Source organism: Rahnella victoriana (assembly GCF_021276285.1).
In the GTDB taxonomy this organism is placed as follows: Bacteria; Pseudomonadota; Gammaproteobacteria; order Enterobacterales; family Enterobacteriaceae; genus Rahnella; species Rahnella victoriana.
The window spans coordinates 4,149,631-4,171,010 of sequence record NZ_CP089919.1; the positions used below are offsets into that span (position 1 = coordinate 4,149,631).

At 54.2% G+C, this 21,380-nt stretch carries 17 protein-coding genes and 1 pseudogene; 4 read left to right on the forward strand and 14 right to left on the reverse strand.

All coding sequences use genetic code 11. The features are described from left to right. Positions 1-9: 9 nt before the first annotated feature. The 7 genes from J9880_RS19080 to J9880_RS19110 all read right to left on the reverse strand — a co-directional run bounded on the left by J9880_RS19080 (position 10) and on the right by J9880_RS19110 (position 10,319). Positions 10-2,667 (reverse strand): glycoside hydrolase family 78 protein, encoded by a 2,658-nt coding sequence (locus J9880_RS19080; RefSeq protein ID WP_232769778.1) that lies wholly within the window; start codon positions 2,665-2,667, stop codon positions 10-12. Between the two features lie 47 nt (positions 2,668-2,714). Next, positions 2,715-4,013 (reverse strand): MFS transporter, encoded by a 1,299-nt coding sequence (locus tag J9880_RS19085; RefSeq protein ID WP_232769779.1) that lies wholly within the window; start codon positions 4,011-4,013, stop codon positions 2,715-2,717. A 105-nt stretch (positions 4,014-4,118) separates the two neighbouring features. Beyond that, complete coding sequence (locus J9880_RS19090) at positions 4,119-4,988, reverse strand: helix-turn-helix domain-containing protein (protein ID WP_232769780.1); 870 nt, start codon at positions 4,986-4,988, stop codon at positions 4,119-4,121. Positions 4,989-5,244: 256 nt separating this feature from the next. Then, complete coding sequence (locus J9880_RS19095) at positions 5,245-5,955, reverse strand: FadR/GntR family transcriptional regulator (RefSeq protein ID WP_095921903.1); 711 nt, start codon at positions 5,953-5,955, stop codon at positions 5,245-5,247. A 94-nt stretch (positions 5,956-6,049) separates the two neighbouring features. Beyond that, the gene (locus J9880_RS19100; protein WP_095921902.1) at positions 6,050-6,826 is read right to left on the reverse strand and encodes an SDR family NAD(P)-dependent oxidoreductase; all 777 of its coding nucleotides are present in this window, start codon (positions 6,824-6,826) and stop codon (positions 6,050-6,052) included. A gap of 23 nt (positions 6,827-6,849) precedes the next feature. Then, the gene (locus J9880_RS19105; RefSeq protein ID WP_232769781.1) at positions 6,850-8,988 is read right to left on the reverse strand and encodes a heparinase II/III domain-containing protein; all 2,139 of its coding nucleotides are present in this window, start codon (positions 8,986-8,988) and stop codon (positions 6,850-6,852) included. Next, positions 8,985-10,319 carry an alginate lyase family protein gene (locus J9880_RS19110; protein WP_232769782.1) on the reverse strand — a complete coding sequence of 445 codons (1,335 nt, stop codon included), beginning with the start codon at positions 10,317-10,319 and terminating at the stop codon, positions 8,985-8,987. Before J9880_RS19110 ends, J9880_RS19105 begins: the two co-directional genes overlap by 4 nt. A 256-nt stretch (positions 10,320-10,575) precedes the next feature. On the opposite strand from J9880_RS19110, the gene J9880_RS19115 reads away from it, so the two are divergent. Continuing rightward, a complete protein-coding gene (locus tag J9880_RS19115; protein WP_232769783.1) occupies positions 10,576-12,375 on the forward strand; it encodes a sodium:solute symporter family transporter in 1,800 nt (599 codons plus the stop codon). A 40-nt stretch (positions 12,376-12,415) separates the two neighbouring features. On the opposite strand, the gene nudI is transcribed toward J9880_RS19115, so the two are convergent. From nudI to J9880_RS19130, 3 genes are all read right to left on the reverse strand, one after another. After that, on the reverse strand, positions 12,416-12,841 hold the full coding sequence (gene nudI / locus J9880_RS19120; RefSeq protein ID WP_095921898.1) for a nucleoside triphosphatase NudI: 426 nt from the start codon (positions 12,839-12,841) through the stop codon (positions 12,416-12,418). A gap of 135 nt (positions 12,842-12,976) precedes the next feature. Next, entirely contained in the window at positions 12,977-13,219 is a 243-nt protein-coding gene (locus tag J9880_RS19125; protein WP_095921897.1) for a YgdI/YgdR family lipoprotein, read from the reverse strand. Positions 13,220-13,251: 32 nt separating this feature from the next. Beyond that, on the reverse strand, positions 13,252-13,485 hold the full coding sequence (locus J9880_RS19130; RefSeq protein ID WP_131692722.1) for a YgdI/YgdR family lipoprotein: 234 nt from the start codon (positions 13,483-13,485) through the stop codon (positions 13,252-13,254). 616 nt (positions 13,486-14,101) lie between these two features. Here J9880_RS19130 and J9880_RS19135 point away from each other — a divergent pair. Both J9880_RS19135 and ttcA read left to right on the forward strand, forming a co-directional pair. Further along, a pseudogene (locus tag J9880_RS19135) lies at positions 14,102-14,227 on the forward strand (site-specific integrase); the annotation flags it as partial. A gap of 82 nt (positions 14,228-14,309) precedes the next feature. Continuing rightward, positions 14,310-15,245 carry a tRNA 2-thiocytidine(32) synthetase TtcA gene (gene ttcA / locus J9880_RS19140; protein WP_095921895.1) on the forward strand — a complete coding sequence of 312 codons (936 nt, stop codon included), beginning with the start codon at positions 14,310-14,312 and terminating at the stop codon, positions 15,243-15,245. Positions 15,246-15,308: 63 nt separating this feature from the next. Here the strand turns inward: ttcA and J9880_RS19145 are convergent, their stop codons facing one another. The 3 genes from J9880_RS19145 to J9880_RS19155 all read right to left on the reverse strand — a co-directional run bounded on the left by J9880_RS19145 (position 15,309) and on the right by J9880_RS19155 (position 18,267). Next, positions 15,309-15,986, reverse strand: coding sequence for a hypothetical protein (locus J9880_RS19145; protein ID WP_232769784.1), 678 nt, complete (start codon positions 15,984-15,986; stop codon positions 15,309-15,311). 293 nt (positions 15,987-16,279) lie between these two features. Continuing rightward, positions 16,280-17,263, reverse strand: a complete 984-nt coding sequence (gene zntB / locus J9880_RS19150) for a zinc transporter ZntB (protein WP_095921893.1) — start codon at positions 17,261-17,263, stop codon at positions 16,280-16,282. 68 nt (positions 17,264-17,331) lie between these two features. Further along, on the reverse strand, positions 17,332-18,267 hold the full coding sequence (locus J9880_RS19155; RefSeq protein WP_232769785.1) for a LysR family transcriptional regulator: 936 nt from the start codon (positions 18,265-18,267) through the stop codon (positions 17,332-17,334). Between the two features lie 113 nt (positions 18,268-18,380). Here J9880_RS19155 and J9880_RS19160 point away from each other — a divergent pair, with 113 nt between their 5' ends. Next, positions 18,381-19,583, forward strand: a complete 1,203-nt coding sequence (locus J9880_RS19160; protein WP_095921891.1) for an MFS transporter — start codon at positions 18,381-18,383, stop codon at positions 19,581-19,583. 65 nt (positions 19,584-19,648) lie between these two features. Here the strand turns inward: J9880_RS19160 and J9880_RS19165 are convergent, their stop codons facing one another. Further along, the gene (locus J9880_RS19165) at positions 19,649-21,283 is read right to left on the reverse strand and encodes an ABC transporter substrate-binding protein (RefSeq protein ID WP_232769786.1); all 1,635 of its coding nucleotides are present in this window, start codon (positions 21,281-21,283) and stop codon (positions 19,649-19,651) included. Between the last annotated feature and the right edge of the window lie 97 nt (positions 21,284-21,380).

Here is a 21,380-nt window from a genome sequence, read left to right on the forward strand (position 1 = left end):
GCTGCCTCACTAAACTAACCGGTATTCCACCCGATATTCCCCCGATCCCACCTCAGCCGTATACCCGTCAGCACAGCGCACAAAATCAATCCCGTCTGCTTCCTGCACAGATTGACCGTCCGTCAGGATCACGGTGGCGGAGGTATTCGCCGGAACCGTGACGTTAAGGAACACGGTCTGCCCGCTGACTTCCCAGCGCACGCCAATACTGCCGTAGATTGACTGATAACGGGTATCGAGCCAGCTCAGGCCGCCGCCGGTCAGCGGTTTGATGATGAAATGTTTGAATCCCGGCTGCGCCTCGTCGGCTTCAATCCCTGCGGCCACGCGGTAGAGCCATTCGCCCACCGCGCCATAGGCGTAATGGTTGAGGGAGTTCATGTCCGCGCTCCACATGCTGCCGTCCGGTTTGATGCCGTCCCAGTGTTCCCAGATGGTGGTGGCACCGGCTTTCACCTGATACAGCCATGACGGGAAATCGTCTTTCAGCAGTAAATTCCACGCTTCCTTCGTGCGTCCGTTCTGGCTCAGCGCATGGCAGAAATACGGCGTGCCGACGAAACCGGTGACCAGATGTCCGTCGTGCTCATTGAGCAATTCAACCAGCGTGTCGGTGGTGCGCTGGCGGAAATCTTCCGGCACCAGATTGAAATACAGCGCCAGAATGTGCGCGGTTTGGGTTCTTGCCGCCAGACGACCGGATGGCGTGAAAAACTCCTGCTGAAAACGACGGACAATCGCCTGATGCAACGCCTCGTAATGCTGATGATCTTCCAGCCGGTTCAGTACTTTGGCCGCTTTAGCAAACAGCTGGGTGGAATAGGCGTAATACGCCGTACAGGTCAGGTCGTTAGGCGTGGCACCGAAATAACTGCCCTCTTTTGCATCCAGCGCCACCCAGTCACCAAACTGTAAGTTGTACTGCCAGATATGGTTGTCAGCGTGTGCGGTCATAAAATCGATCCACCCCTTCATACTGGCGTACTGATTTTCCAGCACCCGGGTGTCACCGTACATCAGGTACATCGTCCACGGGTTGATCACCGCCGCATCTGCCCAGGCCGATGCCGAGTGAGTGCCGCCCTGGGCCAGCAAACGGTCTTTGGCGCAATATCCGGTGAGGATGTCGGGAATGACGTGGGGCACGCCGCCGTCCTCCGTCTGATCATAACGAAGATCGGTCAGCCATTTGGCGAAGAAATTTCGCGTCTGCATCAGATAACTCGCCGTGCGGCAAAAAATCTGGGCATCGCCCGTCCAGCCCAGACGCTCATCGCGCTGCGGGCAGTCAGTCGGCACATCGACAAAATTGCCTTTCAGCCCCCACAAGATGTTGTGATGTAACTGGTTCAGATCCGGGTCGGAACAGGCGAAATGCCCGGTCTGTTGCATGGCAGAATGCAGCACAATGGCGGTGAAATTATCCCGGTCCAGCTCCGCCGGATATTCCTCGACTTTCACGTAACGGAAACCCTGCCAGGTAAAGTGCGGATGCCAGATTTCCTCGCCCTCGCCCCGGAGCACGTACTCCGTCCGCTGTTTCGCAGAACGCAGGTTATCCAGATAAACATTGCCCTCTGCGTCCAGCACTTCAAAGTGGCGCAACACCACTTTATCGCCTGCGTTTCCCCGCACCTTAAATTCTACCCAGCCACTTAAATTCTGGCCGAAGTCGAGGACCGTGTCGCCTTGCGGCGTGGTGATCAGCGCGACTGGTTTCAGTTTTTCTATTTGTCTGACAGTGTTGCTGCCCTGCGCGACCAGCGTGGATTTGTCATGCGCCACCACGCTGACCGGCCGCCATGATGCCGCTGAACCCTGCCTGTCGCACCAGCCGGGAATTTCCCTGCGGGCATCATAAATTTCGCCGTCATAGATTTCAGAAAACAGAATGGCAGAATCGTGGCCTTTCCAGCTTTCATCGCTGACCACAGTGTCCTGCGAACCGTCTTTATAATTAATCACCAGCCGTGAAATAAGCGCCGCCCGTTCACCGTAATAATTTCTGTGGCGGGTAAAGCCCATATCCCCTTTATACCAGCCAGCGCCGGTTATCGCGCCGATGACATTCTCGCCGTTTTGCAGATGACCGGTCAGATCGTAAGTCTGATAACGCAAATGGTGGTGATAACTTGTCCAGCCGGGAGTCAGGGCATCTTCGCCGACCTGATGGCCGTTGAGATGTAATTCATAAAGCCCCAGCGCACTGACGTGAATAAACGCAGACTGAATATCCTCGGCGCGGTTCAGGACAAAAGATTTCCGCAATAACATGGCTGCGGAGCGATCTTTATCTTCCGGCGATTCTGCCGTAATAAATTCCGCGTTCCATTCATGGGAATACAGCACGCCGGAAATCATGTGTGCAGGCGGACTCCACGGACTGACTTCGCCGTAATTATCCCGCACCTGAACCCGGATGAAATAACGCTGAGAAGACGTCAGCATTAATTCGGTCAGCTCGAGGTTATTTGAACGGGAGGTTTCCTGCCATTCGCCATGATGAATAATGGGGTCAAAATGGTGGTCATGGCTTATCTGGATACGATACGCCGTTTGCTGAACATTTCTGTTATCGCTTTCTATTTCCCAACCCAGAACAGGAAGTTCCTGCACACCCGACAAAGCGGATTCCTGATCCAATGTAACTCTGATGACTGCGAGCATAATGCATGACTCCTCGTGTAATTAACGTTGCGCGATAAAAGGGATAACTAAATTTGTTTTGCCGCTGACGCCGGATATTCAGACGGTTGTTCATGAATAAGCACCCCGCCTTCATCGGCAAATTCATTACGTTGTTTGCCGTGGAAACATATCCAGCCAATGAATAACCCTGACGCCACGGTGGCGGACAAAATGGAATACAACACCAGCGGACCGGCATCAAGTAACAACGGAGTAACAAAGGCCAGCACGCCGCATAATAAACGTGAAATCGCGACGATAATGCCTTGCGCCGTGGAACGCAGCATGGTCGGGAAAGATTCCTGCGACCACACTTTCATGATCCCCTCGAAAGCCAGTCCGCTGCCGAGTGCGGTGAAGAATAAACAACAGAACCAGGAAGCCGGCGAGAAATTAAATAACACCGGCAGGAAGAATCCGCCCGCGAAACAACAGGCACCAAAAATAAAGGCGGGAATACGTTTCGGCGTATCGACGAAGCGCATAAATAAGATCCCCGCCAATACCCCGACCGGCATGGTCAGCAGGTTCCACAGGGAATTTTGCGCGACGCTGATCCCCACGACGTTAACCGCAATATAAGTACCAAACTGCCCGCCGGTATTGGCGGCAAGGTTGGTGAAGGCGTAAAACAGGCACAGGGCAACAAACGGCCACAGGTATTTTCCATGCAGGAGATCTTTAAACCGCGCGTTCTGCGCACGGATGGTCACGATCCCGGCGCGGCGTTCATTGCGGGCAACCAGCCATAATGGCGACTCCGGGATCGTGCAGCGCAGCAACAGTAAAATCGCGGCCACGGCGCAGACATGCAAATACATAATCTGCGCACCGGATCGTCCCCAGCCGCCGACCAGCGCGGAAATCGCCATCGTGGTGCCAATACCCAGAAACCACAGCAGATTCGACAGGCCGATAATTTTCCCGCGATTTTTGTCCGTGGCAGCTTCAGCAATGGTCGCCAGAGAGACCGGTAAATCCGCGCCGGTAGCCAGCCCGACCAACAGCGTGCCGATAAACAGCACCGGGAACGTATTGCCGAAGGCCAGCAGCAAGGTACCCAATATGATCATCACCATGGTGACAATAAACACTTTGCGTCTGCCGTAACAGTCGCCAAGTCTGCCGCCGAGAAATGCGCCCAGCGCAATACTCAGGGTTAATATGCCGGAGAGTATACCGATTTGTACGGCCGTGGTGCCGATCGTTTTCTGATAAATAACCAGCGCGGTCCCGTTGGAAACAATGGCGGCAGAATCAATATATGACGCCATGCCGGAAACCACCCCGACATACCAGGGATTAAGTTTTTTAGCGGTTGACATAATAATGTCCTTCAGAGGTAACGGTGAATAATAAAGGGTGTGAGTGTTCCTTTCTCTTTACTGTTATTATGGTTTTATGTAATTAATTTATATTATTAACGCGAATTACTGATGAACGGTTTCAATCACACTGTTACTGACCCGCATACGTTCCTGAGAAGGTGTGCGGTTAAATTGTTTTTTATAAGCTTCCGTCAGTCGGGATGTGGCAGAAAATCCGCACAGTCTGGCGATCTTTCCTATCGTTAAATCGGATGTGCGTAATAACTCCTGTGTTTTAAGTAAACGGTAACGTTGCTGGAATTTCTCCGGGGTAAACCCGGTGATCTCTTTTATAAAGCGGAACATGGTTCGCTTTGCCACGCCGCTTTCTTCACATAAATAGTCCCAGTTAATATTGCATGTATAATTCTCCCGTAAGTAATTTAACAGATGACGCTTGCCTGAGTCCGCATGGCTGGTACGGCATTCCCTGCGGCGGGCACATTGAAACATCATCACGATCATAGACAATAAATAGGATTCCGCCGTGGCAAAGTAAGAATCATCATAAACAGCATCACACAGGGCATTCATTTTTTCCGTCAGCTCGGTAATTTTGTCTAATTCTTCATTCGTCAGTCCTGCACGCCGTTTTTTCAGTGGCGAGGTATGCTGGTGGATCCCCGCGGTCAGCTGGCTGATATGATGAATAAAATGAAATGGCCGTGCTTTATGTAGCAGAATATTGGTAATTGACAACTTATTCGTGGATTCATAACAGTGAACGTCATTGGCACTGACAATGAAGAAATCACCTTTATGAATAAATTCCACCTGATCATTAATGATATGAAAGCCGCTGCCATGACGGACAATAACCAGTTCATCAAATTCGTGCCGGTGAACATCTTCCAGCGACTGACGATTCATATCGAATAAACTGAAAGCATGGCGCTCCGAAAGAAAGAAATCACTGACCTTGAGTATTTTCATGTATTCACCGCGTTAATGACTAAAATAAAATCCCTTTGATCACTGTGCGTAATAAAAATACCATTTCCTGATGAAATGATTAGACCGTAATAATTATGACAAGTCTATACGACGAACTGGCACTGTGGCGTAACCGGCCGTGATATTTGTTTCATTTTTGTATCTGAAATCTCATTTCAGCCGCCAGACATAAAAAATGCGCAGAATAATCTGCGCATTTTATTGACGTCGGAAAACGTCCGCTATTTCGTCAAAGTTACGGCTTGTGCAGCCGATGCTTGTGCCCTTTCATCAGGCTCAGCGAGGCTGAAAATGCTGCGCCTTCATCACCGGCCATGATCGCTTCATAAATCCGTTTATGTTCATTGAGACACATGCCGCCTTCCTTGGAGGAGTATTCAAAGAACCATTTGAAAATCGTGGTCAGCACGTTACCAAAAGGCACATAAAAACAGTTGCCGGAGGAGATGAAAATCATGCGGTGAAACTGGGTATCGATATCCACCCACTGTGCTGCATCGAAATTTTCCGCGACATGACACATCTGGCGATAGATACGTGAAAGTTCGATACGCTGCTCTTTGCTGGCGTTCACTGCGGCCAGCGCGGTGGCGTGGGGTTCGATGGCTTTGCGGAACTCGAGAAACTGGTGATAAATTTCTTCCGTCGCTTCCATTCCCTGCATCCATTCCAGTAACTGCGGATCCAGCATGTTCCACTGCGGACGCTCTTTCACGCGGGTGCCGATTTTCGGACGCGATTCCAGCAACCCTTTGGAGGTCAGCAACTTCAGGGCTTCCCGCAACGCGGTGCGGCTGACGCCAAACTGTTCGCCGAGTTCGATTTCATTGGGCAGGATCGCGCCGCACGCCAGCTCGCCGGAGAGAATTTTACGGGCGATATCACGGGCGATATGGGTGTTCAGGCCACGGGTCATGCCTGCGGCGGTTTCAAACTGCATGCTCATTCGCTTCCCTTTTTCCTGTGCAGAGTGCCGACATCATAGTTCAGGCGACGGTGCGCTGCATGCCCCCGCCGCCATAAATCTCCCGAACTGTGCGCTATGGCGCCATCTGCCCGCCATTGACGTCAAGGATCTGACCGGTGATATAGCCGCTGCACGCATGGGAGGCAAAAAACAGGTAAGACGGTGCCAGCTCTTCCGATGTGCCAAAACGTCCCATAGCGATAGTGCCGGAGATTTTTTCACGCACTTCGGCTGTTTTATCCGCATGGAAAACCGTGTCGATGGTCCCCGGCGCAATCACGTTGAAGCGGATATTGTCTTTGGTGAATTCTTTCACCCAGTTGCGGTGCACATTATGCAGCCAGGCTTTAGAGGCCGCATACAGGCTGGCACCGGGGCCGCCGCCTTCACGACCGGCAATCGAACCGGTGCTGATCACCGAGGTGGTTTTGCCGCTCTGTTTCGCGGCGTGGCGCAGATGCGGGATGGCAAATTTGGTGACCATCAGCGCCGAACGGGCGTTAAGATCCATCACATGATCATAAAAATCGTCATCGATGTTTTCCAGCCCCTGACGTCCGCCCAGACCGCCCGCGTTATTGATCAGCACGTCAATGCCGCCGAAGCGTTCGACGAAATTCGCCACCAGCGCCTCGCATTCTGCGGACTGGGTGACATCCGCGCCAAAATACGCCACTTCACCGCCATGTTGGGCGATCTCTGCCGCCAGTTTATCGAGGCTGGCATCGTGGCGATGGCCGTTGATGCCGACTTTGGCCCCTGCGGCGGCGAATGCCTGTGCCGCTGCCAGACCAATGCCTTTGGTGGAACCGGTGATCAGAACACGCTGGCCTTTCAAATCGTTAAACATGGTAACTCCTTTATTCTTCAGGTTTATTCTTCAGGGATACTCAGAGGTGAGACGGATTGCCACGCCACGCGGAAAGCGTCTTCCGCTGCCGGTGCGTCGCCGTTATTGATACGAATATTCAGGATGCGGTTGCCGGTGAGAAATACCTTCAGTTCTGTGCGGACGTCGTCGTGACCCGTCACGCTAACGCGTTCCACCTGCCCGCGCGCACTGAGCGAGGTTTCGGTGGCTTCATCGAAATAGCCGTGGGTTTCGAACACGCTGGCGAAAATGGCGTTGGTGCCGTCCGTGCGTAACAGCAATGCCGGTTCGCTGCGCAGGTTGAAATGCGGATCGCCGGCACCGGTGCGGGCGACAATCAGTTCACCGCCCTCAGGAAACGCGCTGGTCAGCGTCCGGTAACGGTCGCCGTCAAGCCAGCTGAATAAGGCTGACTCTCCCGCCGCAATCTTCGCACGGGCGCAATCCCACAGATGCTGATAACCCTGCTGTTCACCCAGCGGTTTCAGCTCGCGGGCGGCATCCAGCGCAGGGTCGCAACGGACAAACTGGCCGAGATGATGCAGGCAATAATCGTAACGGTGCGGTTGATGACTGGTAAGGCGGAAGACATCGACCATCAGCGGCGACGGTAATTCGGGCAAATTCAGCATCAGCACCGTTCGCTGCTGATTCACGCCGGGATAATAGTCCCGCAGGCGCGCGCTCATGCCCTGTCCCGCCGGATGATCAGTCACGAAGAAGTGCGACTCGCCCCAGCGGGTTTCCGCTTGCAGGCTGTTTCCGCCATGCTGACTCTGCCCGTCCACCACCACCGTGTTATGCGCGACGGTCTGTTTGCAGTAGGTGTTATTTTCCGGGATGTAGCGCCCGCCGAATTTAGGTTCGACGTTGACCCAGCGGCCAAAACCATAATCGCGCAGATATTCACGCCCGTGGCTGAACAGGCTCAGGTGCAGACCATCGAAGTGCCCGTGATTGAGGGCGGAATGCAGACGCGGAATACTGCCATGCTGGCCGTACCACATCAGCGCCATGCTCTGATCGTGCGTGCCATGACGCAGAATACCGATGCCACCTTGTGTGCCTTCGGGGCCGTCGCGCAGCGCAACACTGCCCCAGTCAGCGGAGGTTGGCGGGGCATTTTTCAGCGCCGCAGAAAGTGGCAGCGCAGCCGCACTGACCCATACGCTTTGCTGCTGTTGAGCGACAGCGACCCATACCGGGTTCTGTGAATAGCGCGCATAGCAGACGCTGGCGGCAATGACTGCGCCGTCATCGCGGATATTAATGGTTTTCGAGGAGTCGTTCAGCGCAGGCCAGACGCCATCCGGGAAAGCCGTCTGCATCAGAGCTTCGCAGGTTTTACGGATAATCTGATCGCGGAACTGATAAATCTGTAATTCCGGCTGTCGCCGTTCAATGGCTTCCGCCAGCAACAACAACGGGCGCAGGGCGAAACGGTGATAATACGGCCCTTCGATGTAATACCCGTCCGGTGAAAACAGCTGACTGAGCTGGGCAAAGAAGCCGCCGCTTTCCCGGTCGCCCTTCAGGCCGTACAGGGCTTTTTCCACCAGCGGGGCATCGCCCAGAACGTAACCACTGATCGCCGCCGCCGCTACCGACCAGATCCCGTGGTTATGCACGATATCGAAATCAGCGGTATGGCGGTTCAGCGCATCGTCCGCCATCACGCGGAACAGGCGGGTTTCAATGGTTTCACGCTGCGCGGCATCCAGCGAAGCCATCACGCAGTGATACCCTTCGACGGCATACAGCCAGAACATATTTTCATTCAGCGTCTGGTGGAACAGTCTGCCGGGCGCATTGCTGTCTTTGCTGGTCGCGCTGCCGAGCGACGGATACATTTCCGCATACCCGTTGAGCAGCGCCAGCGCCCGCTCGCGGTAACGCGGTTCGCCGGTGATCAGGAATAAGCGTCCGGCAAGATTGAGGGTCAGATAATTTTGTTTATGCTGCGTATGCTCAGGACCGCCCGCTTCGCCGTGACCGGGGATCGCCACCGGCTGTTTCAGCGTGTTTTCCAGCGTGGCGATTTGCGCCCGCAGCGCGTCACCCAGAACCGAGTCCGTTTCACAGGCGGCGCGTAATTTTTTCGCTTCATCGATACTGATCAGCAGCGGTTGCCAGTGATTCATTTTTTCTCCTCCTGCGTCGCCGGGGCGACATACCCTGCCGCGAAGGACGGCAGCGACAGCAGCCAGGTTTCGCGTCCGGCTTCCATCACCGCACCGCGTGTGACGTCCTGATGATAGCCGCCGGAAGCGGACTGACCGGCAGGCGGTAAGGTAAAGGTCGCGCGGCGGATCTGCTGTTCGTAACGTTTTTCGCCGGTGGCGTTATCCGCCCACGACAGTAACGGCACCGGACGCACGCGGATCTGATCAAGCGATTTGTACGGCCACGCCACGCCGGGATCGGTAAAGCGGGCCATAAAATCCAGCGAGGTCAGAACGCTGCCGCCCTGAGGCGTGTGGTAATGCCAGAGATCGATGCCGTTTTTCTGCGCCAGCACCGCCATCATGCTGATCGCCTGTAAGTTAAAATAGCTGTAATGAAATGAGCGGGTGCGCGCCAGTTCGGCAGGCTGGGTGCCGTCGGATTTCAGCTGCACGTCGAGCTTACTTTTCATCAGCGTCGCCATTTCACCGATCAGCGGTTTATCACCGAGATACCACGCAATGCCGGACACCTGTGTCACGTACCAGTTGCCGTGGTTGTTCTCCGTGCGCCCTTCCTTTTTGGCGATTTTGCTGCCCTGCAACCAGTGCAGATAATCCTGCATCCACGCCCGCATCTGCTGTTCATCGTTATCCGTCCAGGCCGGATTGCCCTGCAACAACACGACAGAATCCACAATCCGGGTGGAAAAATAGCGACCATCCAGCACGCCCGCGTTACGCCCCGGCGAAATCCCCGGCACGCCCTGAGCAAAATTCAGGTTCGGGTTCATGCGTGTTTCCGGCGTGATAAACCAGGCACGCAGCAGGCTGGCGGCTTTATCGGCATATTTCTGCTCACCGGAGAAATACCAGGCCAGCGTCAGGTTCTGCACCCGCGCGGTAAAATCCGCCAGCCTTACGCCGTCACTCTGATCGTTTTTGCTGGCCGGATTCACCTGCCCGTCTTTGCGGATCCACGGCAGCCCGTCGGGTTTGCTGTCATCCGGCCACCAGTAGGCGCTCAGGCTGAGGTAATCATGTTTTGACCCGCCCGGCGGCGTCATGCCTTTGTCGGTCACGCTCAGTGCGGGTTTCTTCAGGGCGGAATCCGCAGCAGCCAAAAGTTGCTGATACGCCAGTGCCGTTTGTGGCGCGGCCGTGTGTTGGTGAAGTTGCTGGCGAACCACGACCATTTGCGCCGGGTTCAGAAATGCCGGTTCCGCCGCCTGTGCGCCCGCCATCAGCCCCAGCATCAGGGCGATACCCGCCGTGATTCCCTTCTGCTTACCGCACCGCATTAACGTCATGTTTTCTCCCGGCCTCGCGGCGTTCATCTGCTGTTATTTCACGCTTTAGTCATACTAATAAAGCAATGAACCCCGGGTTTCGCCAGTCAGAATTGGCTTAAATGCCGACAATAAGCCTAACAAGTGACCAAAATCACAATTTGATAACAAACTAAGCATTTCTTATTTGTCCGACTTTTAATTTCAAATCCCTCTTCTACGCTTGCTCAATACATAACCAAAAACATCTCACCCTACAAACGAGAGAGTAACGACAATGGATATCAACGTTCTGGTCATGATCGGTTACTTCGTCTTAATGATTGCCATCAGTTATGCGTTCAAGAAAATGGCTTCCGGCTCCTCAAGTCACTATTTCCGTGGCGGCGGGCGAATGCTCTGGTGGATGGTCGGCGCGACCGCCTTTATGATCCAGTTCAGCGCCTGGACCTTTACCGGCGCGGCCGGTCAGGCTTACCGCTACGGTTTCAACGTGGTCAGCGTGTTCGCCGGTAACGTGTTTGGTTATCTGGTTGCCTGGTGGTGGTTCGCCGCCCGCTTCCGCCAGTTGCGTGTTGATACGGCAACAGAGGCGATTAATCATCGCTTCGGCAAAGGTAATGAACAGTTTTTCACCTGGATGATCATTCCGCTGAGCATTCTCAGCGCGGGGGTATGGCTGAACAGTCTGGCGGTGTTTGCCAGCGCGGTATTCCATCATGACATCACGCTGACGCTGTGGGTCACGGGGATTGTGGTGCTGGTGATTTCGCTGCTCAGCGGCGCATGGGGCGTGGTCGCCAGTGATTTTGTGCAGACGCTGGTGGTGGCGATTATTTCGGTTGCCTGTGCGGTGGTGGCGCTGTTTAAAGTCGGCGGCCCGGTGAAACTGGTCACTGAGTTTCCTTCCGGATTCCTCACCGGCCCGGACGTCGGCCCGCATTACATCTCGCTGCTGGTGGCCTGTTTCCTGTTCTTCTTTATCAAGAATGTGCAGAGCATCAATAACCTGCAGGATTCCTACCGTTTCCTGAATGCCAAAGACAGTTTCAATGCCAAAAAAGCGGCCCTCTTCGCGCTGGTGCTGATGCTGGTGGGGACAATCATCTGGTTCATCCCGCCGTGGGCTGTGGCGATCCTGTATCCGGACGCGGCAACCGCACACCCTGAACTGGGCAAAAATGCCACGGATGCGGTGTATCTGATTTTTGCCGAACGCGCCATGCCGATGGGCACCGTGGGTCTGCTGATGGCCGGATTGTTCGCCGCCACCATGTCTTCCATGGACTGCGCACTGAACCGTAACTCCGGGATTTTTGTCCGCAGCTTCTGGACGCCGGTGGTGAACCGCAACAGCGAACGCAGCGATAAATATCAGCTGCGCGTCGGTCAGATTGCCTGTGTGGTCAACGGCGTACTGGTCATTCTGGTGGCGCAATACATGCACACCATGCAGACCGTCAGCCTGTTCGATCTGATGATGAAAGTCGGCACGCTGATGCAGGCACCGATTGTCGTGCCACTGTTCCTCGGTGTGTTTATCCGCAAGACGCCGGACTGGGCGGCGTGGGTGACGGTGCTGTTTGGATTGTGTGTGTCTTACGTGGTGGCGAACCTGTTCACCGCACCGGACGTCGCCCGTCTGCTGGGCATCACCCTGACCTCGCGTGAACTGCTGGATGTGGCGATCATGTGGAATATCTTTGCGCATCTGGTGTTTACCGGCGGGTTCTTCTGCCTGACGCAACTGTTCTGGCGCGAAACCGATTCGGCAAGAAATACCCAGCGTCGTAAATTCTTCACTGACATGGAAACGCCGGTGTATGCCGACCATGAACAGGATGAGTTTGACCGCTTGCAGCGCGATAAAATCGGCCGTATTTCGATGTACATGGGCGCGGGGTTATTGCTGATGGTGCTGGTGCCGAACCCGCTTTGGGGACGGATCCTGTTCCTGCTGTGTGCGCTGGCTATTTTGCTGTTCGGCTGGGTTTTGCACCGCAGCGCGGAGAAAGGCATGAAAGCGGCGCAGGCCGGTAAAGCGGCTAAACGCCATGTGGCGACGTCACAGCGGTAGATAAATGATGCAGGGTTTCTGGTGGAAGCCCTGCTTTTTTTTACAACAACCCACGCTGTATTAACGTTATGCGCGTGGCTTCGTTCAAATCATATCCGGGCAAATCGTCTTTGCGTACCCATGCATAGTCTTCAAATTCATCATTGAGAGTGATCGCGGTATTTTTCGCATGACAGTGGAAAAGCAGGTAAATCATGTAGATTTCCTCTGTCCGTCCATCCGGGTAGGTTTTGGTGCGTATATCATCACGGAACGTCCATGGCGTGATATGCGTCAGTTCCAGCGCCTCACCGAGTTCTTCCCGCACTTCGCGCAGCAAAGCCTGTTCTATGGTTTCGCCCGGTTCAACGCCTCCCCCGGACAATGCCCACTGACCGGGAAATACACCACGGCCGGAGGGCATTTTGCACAACAAATAGGTTCCCTGATGTTCAATTAACGGACAGACAATGGTTCTCTGGCGCACAGTGACTTTCCTTAGTGACAATTTTCAGAAGCCAAAAGTATCATAAAGCCGCCTTCCGCCCTGCGATTCAGGTCATAAAAAAACCCGCTTTGGCAGCGGGTTTTGATGGCAAACAAAAATGATGACGCAGCATATTTATTTGGGAAGCTCTGACACCTGTTTCACTTCCGTTTTGCTGATTTGCTGTTTCACACCATTGGCATCGGTATATTCCAGCAGACCGGAGTCGGCTTCTTTCGGTTTACCGTCACTAATGATGGTACGCGCATCATTGGTTTGAATCGCATAACTTGTACGGGTACAACCCGACAGCGCGGCGACACACATGATGGCGGCTAAAGGTAAAAGCATTTTTTGCGGCAATAAAGTCCTGTTCATCTTTCTCTCCTTTGTCATGATTTCCGGATAAATCAGTTATCCAGTTCACTCATGTTCTTCACCTGGTCGCGGTTAATTTGCTCAGTCTGACCCGTCTCGGCGTTTTTATAAGACACCAGACCGGTATCGTCATCGACCTGCGGTTTTCCGTCGGTGACGATGGTTTTCCCGTCCGTCGTTTTAATTGCCTGATTCGACGCACAACCTGCGACAAAAAAAATGGACACAGCGGCAAGTGATGCGGCAATAAGGTTTGCTTTCTTCATGATGTTTCTCCTGAAACGGGATTCTGATTAGAAGTATGTGTCAGGTAATTATAGTCGCCCTGCCGGAGCGGTTTTCAAAATAGGACAATTGGAAGTTTTTGGTGAATTATCAGGCAAAACCAGGAGGGTTGGAGGGGGGTGGTAAAGGGCATAATAAGTTTCAGAATAGCAGTAAGAAAAGCATTCTTTCTGGTTTTGAGCGGACAGTGAATCTTATTAACAACAAGTATGTTAGCGGGATGCTTAATTATTCGCCTGCGCCATAAAATAATAATAATCCCGGGCAATAACGCAGGATAAATACACTACGGGTGTTTTAGTGACCGCAGAAATATTGCGCTTTCATGGCGTAATCCACGTGCAGAATGATGTCATTAACCATTCAGGGCTGTAATTACAGGCGGAGTGGATAAGGTGCCCTGAGAACAAAATTATCCCTGACAAAATAACAAAAAATGCAATCCGGATGTGTTGCTGAGTCATTGAGGATGACCTCTTCTAAATACGTTAAATTTTTGCAGGTCAAAGCCCGGGCTTTCAACCTTCCGCTATAGAGTTTATCGGCGCTCCCCCGCTGAGCTTTAGCCTCCGACGGCGCAATGTATGCCTCCTGCCCTCCAGTGCAATAAAACGCGCTGACTTTTTGCGTCTTAATCCGTATCATACGCGCCACACGTACGCGTGCCGGATGCTGACTGCGGGAGCGAAACCGCCTTTTATCATCGGCCAGCGGGAGCATGAACGCAACCCGACCGGCATGCTGAACAAGAAACTCGCGTGGCAGGTTTCCCTGCTTCGCCACCAGACGAATTGAACATCAAAAAATGTCAGATACTCAGTCAGTTAACAAGAAAGAGCAGTACAACCTCAATAAGCTGCAAAAGCGCCTGCGTCGTGACGTAGGGAAAGCGATTGCTGACTTCGGCATGATCGAAGAAGGCGATCGCATCATGGTGTGTCTCTCCGGCGGGAAAGACAGTTACACCATGCTGGAAATTTTGCGCAATCTGCAACAAAGCGCACCGGTGAATTTTTCACTGGTGGCGGTCAACCTTGACCAGAAACAACCGGGCTTTCCGGCGCACATTCTGCCTGAGTATTTAGAAACGCAGGGCGTGGAATATAAGATTGTCACCGAAGACACCTATTCCATCGTTAAGGATAAAATTCCTGAAGGCAAAACCACCTGTTCGCTGTGTTCACGTCTGCGCCGTGGGATCTTGTACCGCACCGCCACTGAACTGGGTTGTACCAAGATCGCGCTCGGTCATCACCGCGATGACATCCTGCAGACGCTGTTCCTCAATATGTTCTACGGCGGCAAACTGAAAGGCATGCCACCAAAACTGATGAGCGACGATGGCAAGCACATCGTGATCCGTCCGCTGGCGTACTGCCGCGAGAAAGATATCGAGCGTTTTGCGATTGCGCGCGAATACCCGATTATTCCTTGCAACCTGTGCGGCTCGCAGCCGAACCTGCAACGTCAGGTTATCGGTGACATGTTGAAAGACTGGGACAAAAAATACCCTGGCCGTATCGAAACCATGTTCAGCGCGATGCAAAACGTGGTGCCTTCCCATCTCAACGACATGAACCTGTTCGATTTTAAAGGGATCCGTCATGGCGACGCTGTTGTTGACGGCGGAGACCTGGCGTTTGACCGTGAAGATATTCCGATGCAGCCAGTGGGCTGGCAGCCGGAAGACGAGGAAACCGCAGTTGCGGTGGAACGTCTCAACGTGCTGGAAATCAAATAACCTGCCGCGCCCCGTCTGACGCGTCATTGAAAAGCCCGCTGCGAATGCGGGCTTTTTTGTTTTTCACGCCAGCGTGACGGTATCTGTCCAGTTGTAATTGGTCATCTTAAGTTTTACCGGCAGGCTGAGTGAGCCGAAGTGCCGGTGCTGATTTTTCAGAAAGAACGTCCGCAACCCTTCCGGTAAATATTGCGCGCTGTAACGCAGCACCGTGCTGTGCCAGAAAATCTGCGGGATAGCCCCGTTCGGGTAACGCTGTTTGATTTTCGACGCCCACGGCGTGTCGAGCAGATGATCGACCAGCGACTGTCTGATTTGCAGGCTTTTTTCATCCGGCGTCCCGGCCAGCAGAAGCTGATCCGGTAACGCGACCAGCCGCAGATCACTGATTTGCATGATATGTCCTGCGCAGTGTTGCTCGAAAATCGCGATCAGTTCCGCGCGGCGGGGTTCATCTTGCGGACGCGCATAAAGCGCCTGAGTGACAGCGAAAAAGGTGAAATGCATGCCGTTCAGCGGGGCAATGTCGGCCAGCGGATCGCCCTGTGCGGCGGTTTCCAGCTCCTGCAATAATCCCGCCATTGCCGCCCCGGCGAGGTTGCCGCTGGTGATGGCCAGCCGGGTCGGATGATAGAAAGGCTCCGTGCGGATGGCGCCGGTCCCGGGGTGGTCATTCCATACAGACAGTGTTTTTTCGTTCGCGCTGTCATACGCCTGATGAATCATTTCCCTGGTATGCAAAGCGGGCTCCTGATAAATGAAAATGAGATGAAACCGACAGTAACGGCTCTGAATGCACCTTGCAGAGGATAAACCTCAAAAAGATTGAGCGAAATCAACATTAGAATCGCTGAATCGGTGCAGTATCTATTTCGCAGGTGAATGCAACGTCAAGCGATGGGCGTTGTGCTCCATATTGTCTTATTTCCAAATTTTTAGAATTAATGCATAGCACAATTTAATTCGAACGACGCCGGTCTTATTGACCGGCTTTTTTTTGCATTTTTTTCACAACATCAACCAGTACTACGCCTCTACAACCATCTGCTCTTTTTCAGCCACAGCGCCACGCCGCCGCCCAACGCAATCAGACAGGCGCAGAAAATCCCGAAACCAAAGGGTGAGGTATTTCCCGGAATGCCGCCCAGATTGACCCCAAACAGACCGGTCAGGAATGTCGCAGGCAGGAAAACCATCGCCAGCAATGACATGGTATAGGTGCGGCGGTTCAGGGAATCCGCCATCAGTGAACTGATTTCATCAGAAAGCACCGCCGTGCGCGCAATGCTGGCATCCAGGTCATCCAGGCCACGGCCTAAACGGTCGGAGATCTCCTGCATCAGACGCCGGTCATCGTCATTCATCCACGGCAGACGTTCACTGGCAAGACGGGAAAACACATCACGCTGCGGTGCCATGTAACGACGCAGCACAATCAGTTGCTTGCGCAATAAAGCCATCGCGCCGCGCTCCGGCACCTGCTGTTCCATCAGGTCGTCTTCGATATCGATAATTTTATCGTGCAGATCTTCGATGAAATTGCTGGTGTGATCGGTCAGCGCATCACAAATCTCCACCAGCCAGCGGCCGGTGTTGGTCGGTCCGCTGCCCTGTTTCATATCCCCGATCATCTCTTCCATGGAAAACACTTTCCGGTGTCGGGTGGAGACAATCATTTTATCGGTGAGATAGACGCGGATGGTGACCAGCTGGTCAGGGCGCGCATCGGCATTAAGATTGATGCTGCGCAAGGTGATCAGCGTCCCCTCGCCGACGCGCATGACTTTCGGACGTACGCTGTCACCGGCCAACGCTTCACGCACGGTGTCCGGCAGCACCGGCGTGCTGTTAATCCACTGTTCACTGGCAGGAAGGGTGTAATCGAGATGCAACCAGCAGGGTTTATCTTCGCTGGCAACACACTGCGGGCTGATGTGGTTCACACCGCCCTGTCCGTCCATCTGGAAGGCATAAACTGCATCTGAAACCTGTAACTCTTTTCCCTTGATGACGTCCACGACGTTCCTCACTTTTTCTTCGTTATCTCTGCTGATAGTAGCGTTAAGTGTCTGAAATTCAATTTTATCTACCCGCCGGGTGCCTGCATTTCTGCCAGCGCGGGCATCACTTTACGCATCATTTCAAGGAATTTTCGTAACCGTGCAGGGTAATAGCTGGAATACGGATAGACCAGATAAACCGGCAGCGGCAATGCATTCCAGCCGGGTAAAACCCGTTGCAGACGCCCTTCGGCGATATCTTCTTTCACAATCCACGAGGACACAATGCCTGCCCCCAGCCCGGAAAGCGCGGCCTTGCGTACGGCGTATAAGCTGTCCGTCGCCAGACGTGGCATGATCGTGCAACTGTCCATTCTGCCGTCGATATCATGACGCAGCGTGACCTCGTTACGGTAAAAGGTGCTTAATGCAATCCAGGGTAACTGCGGCAGTTCGCTGACGTCATTCACCGGATGCTGTTGCAGCAACGCGGGCGTGGCGACGGCAATTCGCGGCACCTCGGCCAGCAGAATGGCAACCATTGAGGGATCTGCGACGTTTCCCACCTGAATGGCGCAGTCGATATCTTCAGACATAAAGTCCGGCGTCCGGTCATTGAGCATCCAGTCGACCGAAAGCTGCGGATAACGCTGCAGATATTCCGTCAGCGGCGCGATCAGCTGATCCTGACCAAATGCATGGGGCGCGCGCACCCGCAGGATCCCCACCGGTTCATCCCCCGCACCGTGCAGCTGATCTTCCAGTGCCGTCCAGCGTCCCAGCAATAATTTCGCCTGCTCATAACAGCGTTCGCCGTCATCGGTGAGTTTCATCGCATGGGTGGTTCGCAGGATGAGTTTCGCGCCCAGCAGGCGTTCCAGCGACTGCAAGCGGCGGCTGACGGTCGGCTGGCTGGTGCTCAGTTGTGCGGCCGCAGCGGACAGGCTGCCGCTCTCGACGATCCTCACGAAAGTTTGCATCAGGTCGATGCGGTCGATACCGCTGGTGACGGGATTGCTCATACGCCTCACGTATAACAGTTTTACCTTTCTGCAGGCTACCACTTATAACCATTCAGGTGAAGAATGCATTCCACGCAACCGAACATACAAATCAATTCTTCAGGGGTCACGCTATGTCAGAACTTACCAGCACATCCGCTGTTCCGGAATCTGCCCTGTCGGGCAAAATCATTTTCACCCTGGCCGCCGGTGCCGGATTAAGCGTCGCCTCAATTTATTACAGTCAGCCGATGCTCGGCATCATGGGCGGTAATCTTAATGCCAGCACCACATCGGTCGGGCTGATCCCGACGCTGACGCAGGCGGGCTATGCATTGGGGATCCTGTTTCTTATCCCGCTGGGCGACCGCCATGACCGCCGCACCCTTATCCTGCTGAAAAGTATATTGCTGGCCGCTGCGTTGCTGCTCTGCGGTTTTGTGCCGGGCATTCACGGTTTACTGATCGCCAGCCTGATCACCGGTATCGGCGCGACGATGGCGCAGGATATCGTCCCGGCGTCAGCCCATCTCGCGCCAGCGGCGCAACGGGGGAAAACCGTCGGCACCGTGATGACCGGTTTACTGGTCGGGATTTTGCTTTCCCGCGTTATCAGCGGCTTTGTCGCTGAATATTTTGGCTGGCGGGTGATGTATCAGCTGGCGGCACTCAGCGTGGCGCTGATTGGCGTGGCGCTCTGGCGGGTATTACCGCGTTTCACGCCGGATACCCGTATCAGTTATACCGCTCTGTTGCATTCGATGTTTGGCCTGTGGAAAAACTATAAAACGCTGCGCCATGCCGCTCTGGCTCAGGGGTTGTTATCCGTCGCCTTCAGCGCATTCTGGTCTACGCTGGCCATCATGCTCAATGAACATTTCCATCTCGGCAGTGCGGTTGCCGGGGCGTTTGGTCTGGCCGGGGCGGCCGGGGCGCTGGCAGCACCGCTGGCGGGTGCACTGGCGGATAAAAAAGGTCCGGCGCGGGTGACTCAGGTCGGGTCGGCGCTGGTGATGGTGTCATTCGCGGCCATGTTCCTGCTGCCGTTGTTATCGCCACATGCCCAGCTGGCATTGATTGTGCTGAGTGCCATCGGTTTTGACTTAGGTATTCAGGCCACGCTGGTCGCCCATCAGACGCTGGTGTATGGCCTTGAACCGGCCGCCCGGGGTCGCCTGAACGCCCTGCTATTCACCGTGGTATTCATCGGCATGTCAGCCGGTGCGGCGCTCGGCAGTAAAGCACTCGACGCCGGGGGCTGGACAGGTGTGGTGGCGCTGGCAACAGCCGCAGCGGGCGCGGCATTGCTGGTGCGTCTGTTCAGCCGTAAAAGCTGAGTGTTGAGATAAAACAAAAGCGCCCGCGGTTTTCACTCCGCGGGCGCTTTTTCGTCTCAGTGAGATCAGTGTTTAATGATGTACATTTCCTGACTGTAAGCCACGTCTTCCGGATTGGTGATCGGATAGCCTTTCACCCAGGGTTTAATCAGACGTCCGTTGGTGTACTGATAAATCGGCGCAATCGGTGCCTGACCGGCGATAATCTGCTCGGCTTTGTTGTAGTCATCATTACGACGGGCGTCGCTGGTTTCCCGGCTGGCATCACTGATCACTTTGTCGTATTCCGCGTTGCTGAACTTGCTGATGTTGCCGTTATGGGTGGAAGTCAGCAGTGACAGGAAGGTAGAGGCTTCATTGTAATCGCCGATCCACGAGGCGCGGATGACATCAAAATTGCCGGTGTTGCGGCTGTCGATATAGGTTTTCCATTCCTGATTCACCAGTTTCACTTCCGCACCCAGCGTCTTTTTCCACATCGAGGCCACTGCAATAGCGATTTTCTGATGGCTTTCTGAGGTGTTGTACAGCAGCGTCAGTCGCAGTGGTTTCGCCGGGCCGTAACCCGCCGCCGCCAGCAGGCTTTTCGCCTGCGCATTCAGCTCTTCCTGCGAATACTGTTGCAGCTCACTTTCGGTCGGTTTAAAGCCATTGGTCACGTCCGGCGTGAAACGCCACGCAGGTTTTTCACCGGTGCCCAGCACTTTTTCCGCGATGATTTTACGGTCGATACTCAGGGAAAGCGCCTGACGCACGCGCGCATCGTCGGTCGGTGCGCGGCGGGTATTGAAGGCGTAGTAGTACGTGCCAAGCTGATAGGGTGTAAACACCTGCCCCGGCAGATCGCGCAGCAGCTTTTGGTACTGATCTTTCGGGAATGACTCGGTGATATCGATATCATCGGCCAGATAGCGTTTCGTCGCATTCGACTCTTTGTTGATCGGCACGAAAGTGACTTTGGTCAGCACCGTGCGGGCGTGATCCCAGTAGTGAGGATTGGGTTCCAGCACCAGTTTTTCGTTGACCACGCGGTCTTTCAGCACATACGCGCCGTTACCCACCAGATTGCCGGGTTTGGTCCAGTCGTTACCGTATTTTTCAACGGTGGCCTGATGCACCGGAAACAGACTGAAATTCGCCAGCAGGCTGACAAAATAAGGCACCGGTTTATCCAGTGTCACCCGCAGCAATGTCGGGCTGACGGCGGTGACGCCCAGTTTATCCACCGGCATTTTACCGGCGATGATAGCGTCGGCATTGGAAATGCCCGCCAGCCCGGCAAACCACGCGCCGGAGGACGAGCCTTTCGGATCGACCAGACGCTGCCAGCTGTAAACGAAATCCTGCGCCGTGACCGGATCGCCATTCGACCATCTGGCGTCTTTGCGTATCGTGAACAGGAATACCTGATTGTTCTGGTTTTGCCAGCTTTCGGCCACGCCCGGAATACTTTTGCCGCTGGCATCCTGATTCACCAGCCCTTCGAACAGGTCACGCGCGACCTGCGCTTCCGGCAGGCCGACCACTTTTGCCGGATCCAGTGAAGCGGGTTCATCTTTGATATGGCGGACAATTTCCTGTCTGGCGGCGAGTTGCGCACCGGCTGGCACCTGCGCAGCGAAAGCCTGACCGGCAGTCAGCGCCACCAGCGCAGCGCATAAGGAAGAGGATAAAAGCGGAAATGATTTTCCCTGCGGCATAAATTCTCCTGAACAGACAAAGGGCTACGCCCTGAAACATTCAGGAGTTTTATCATTATCGGGAATAATCCCCTATAAGAAATCATTCCAGATTTGC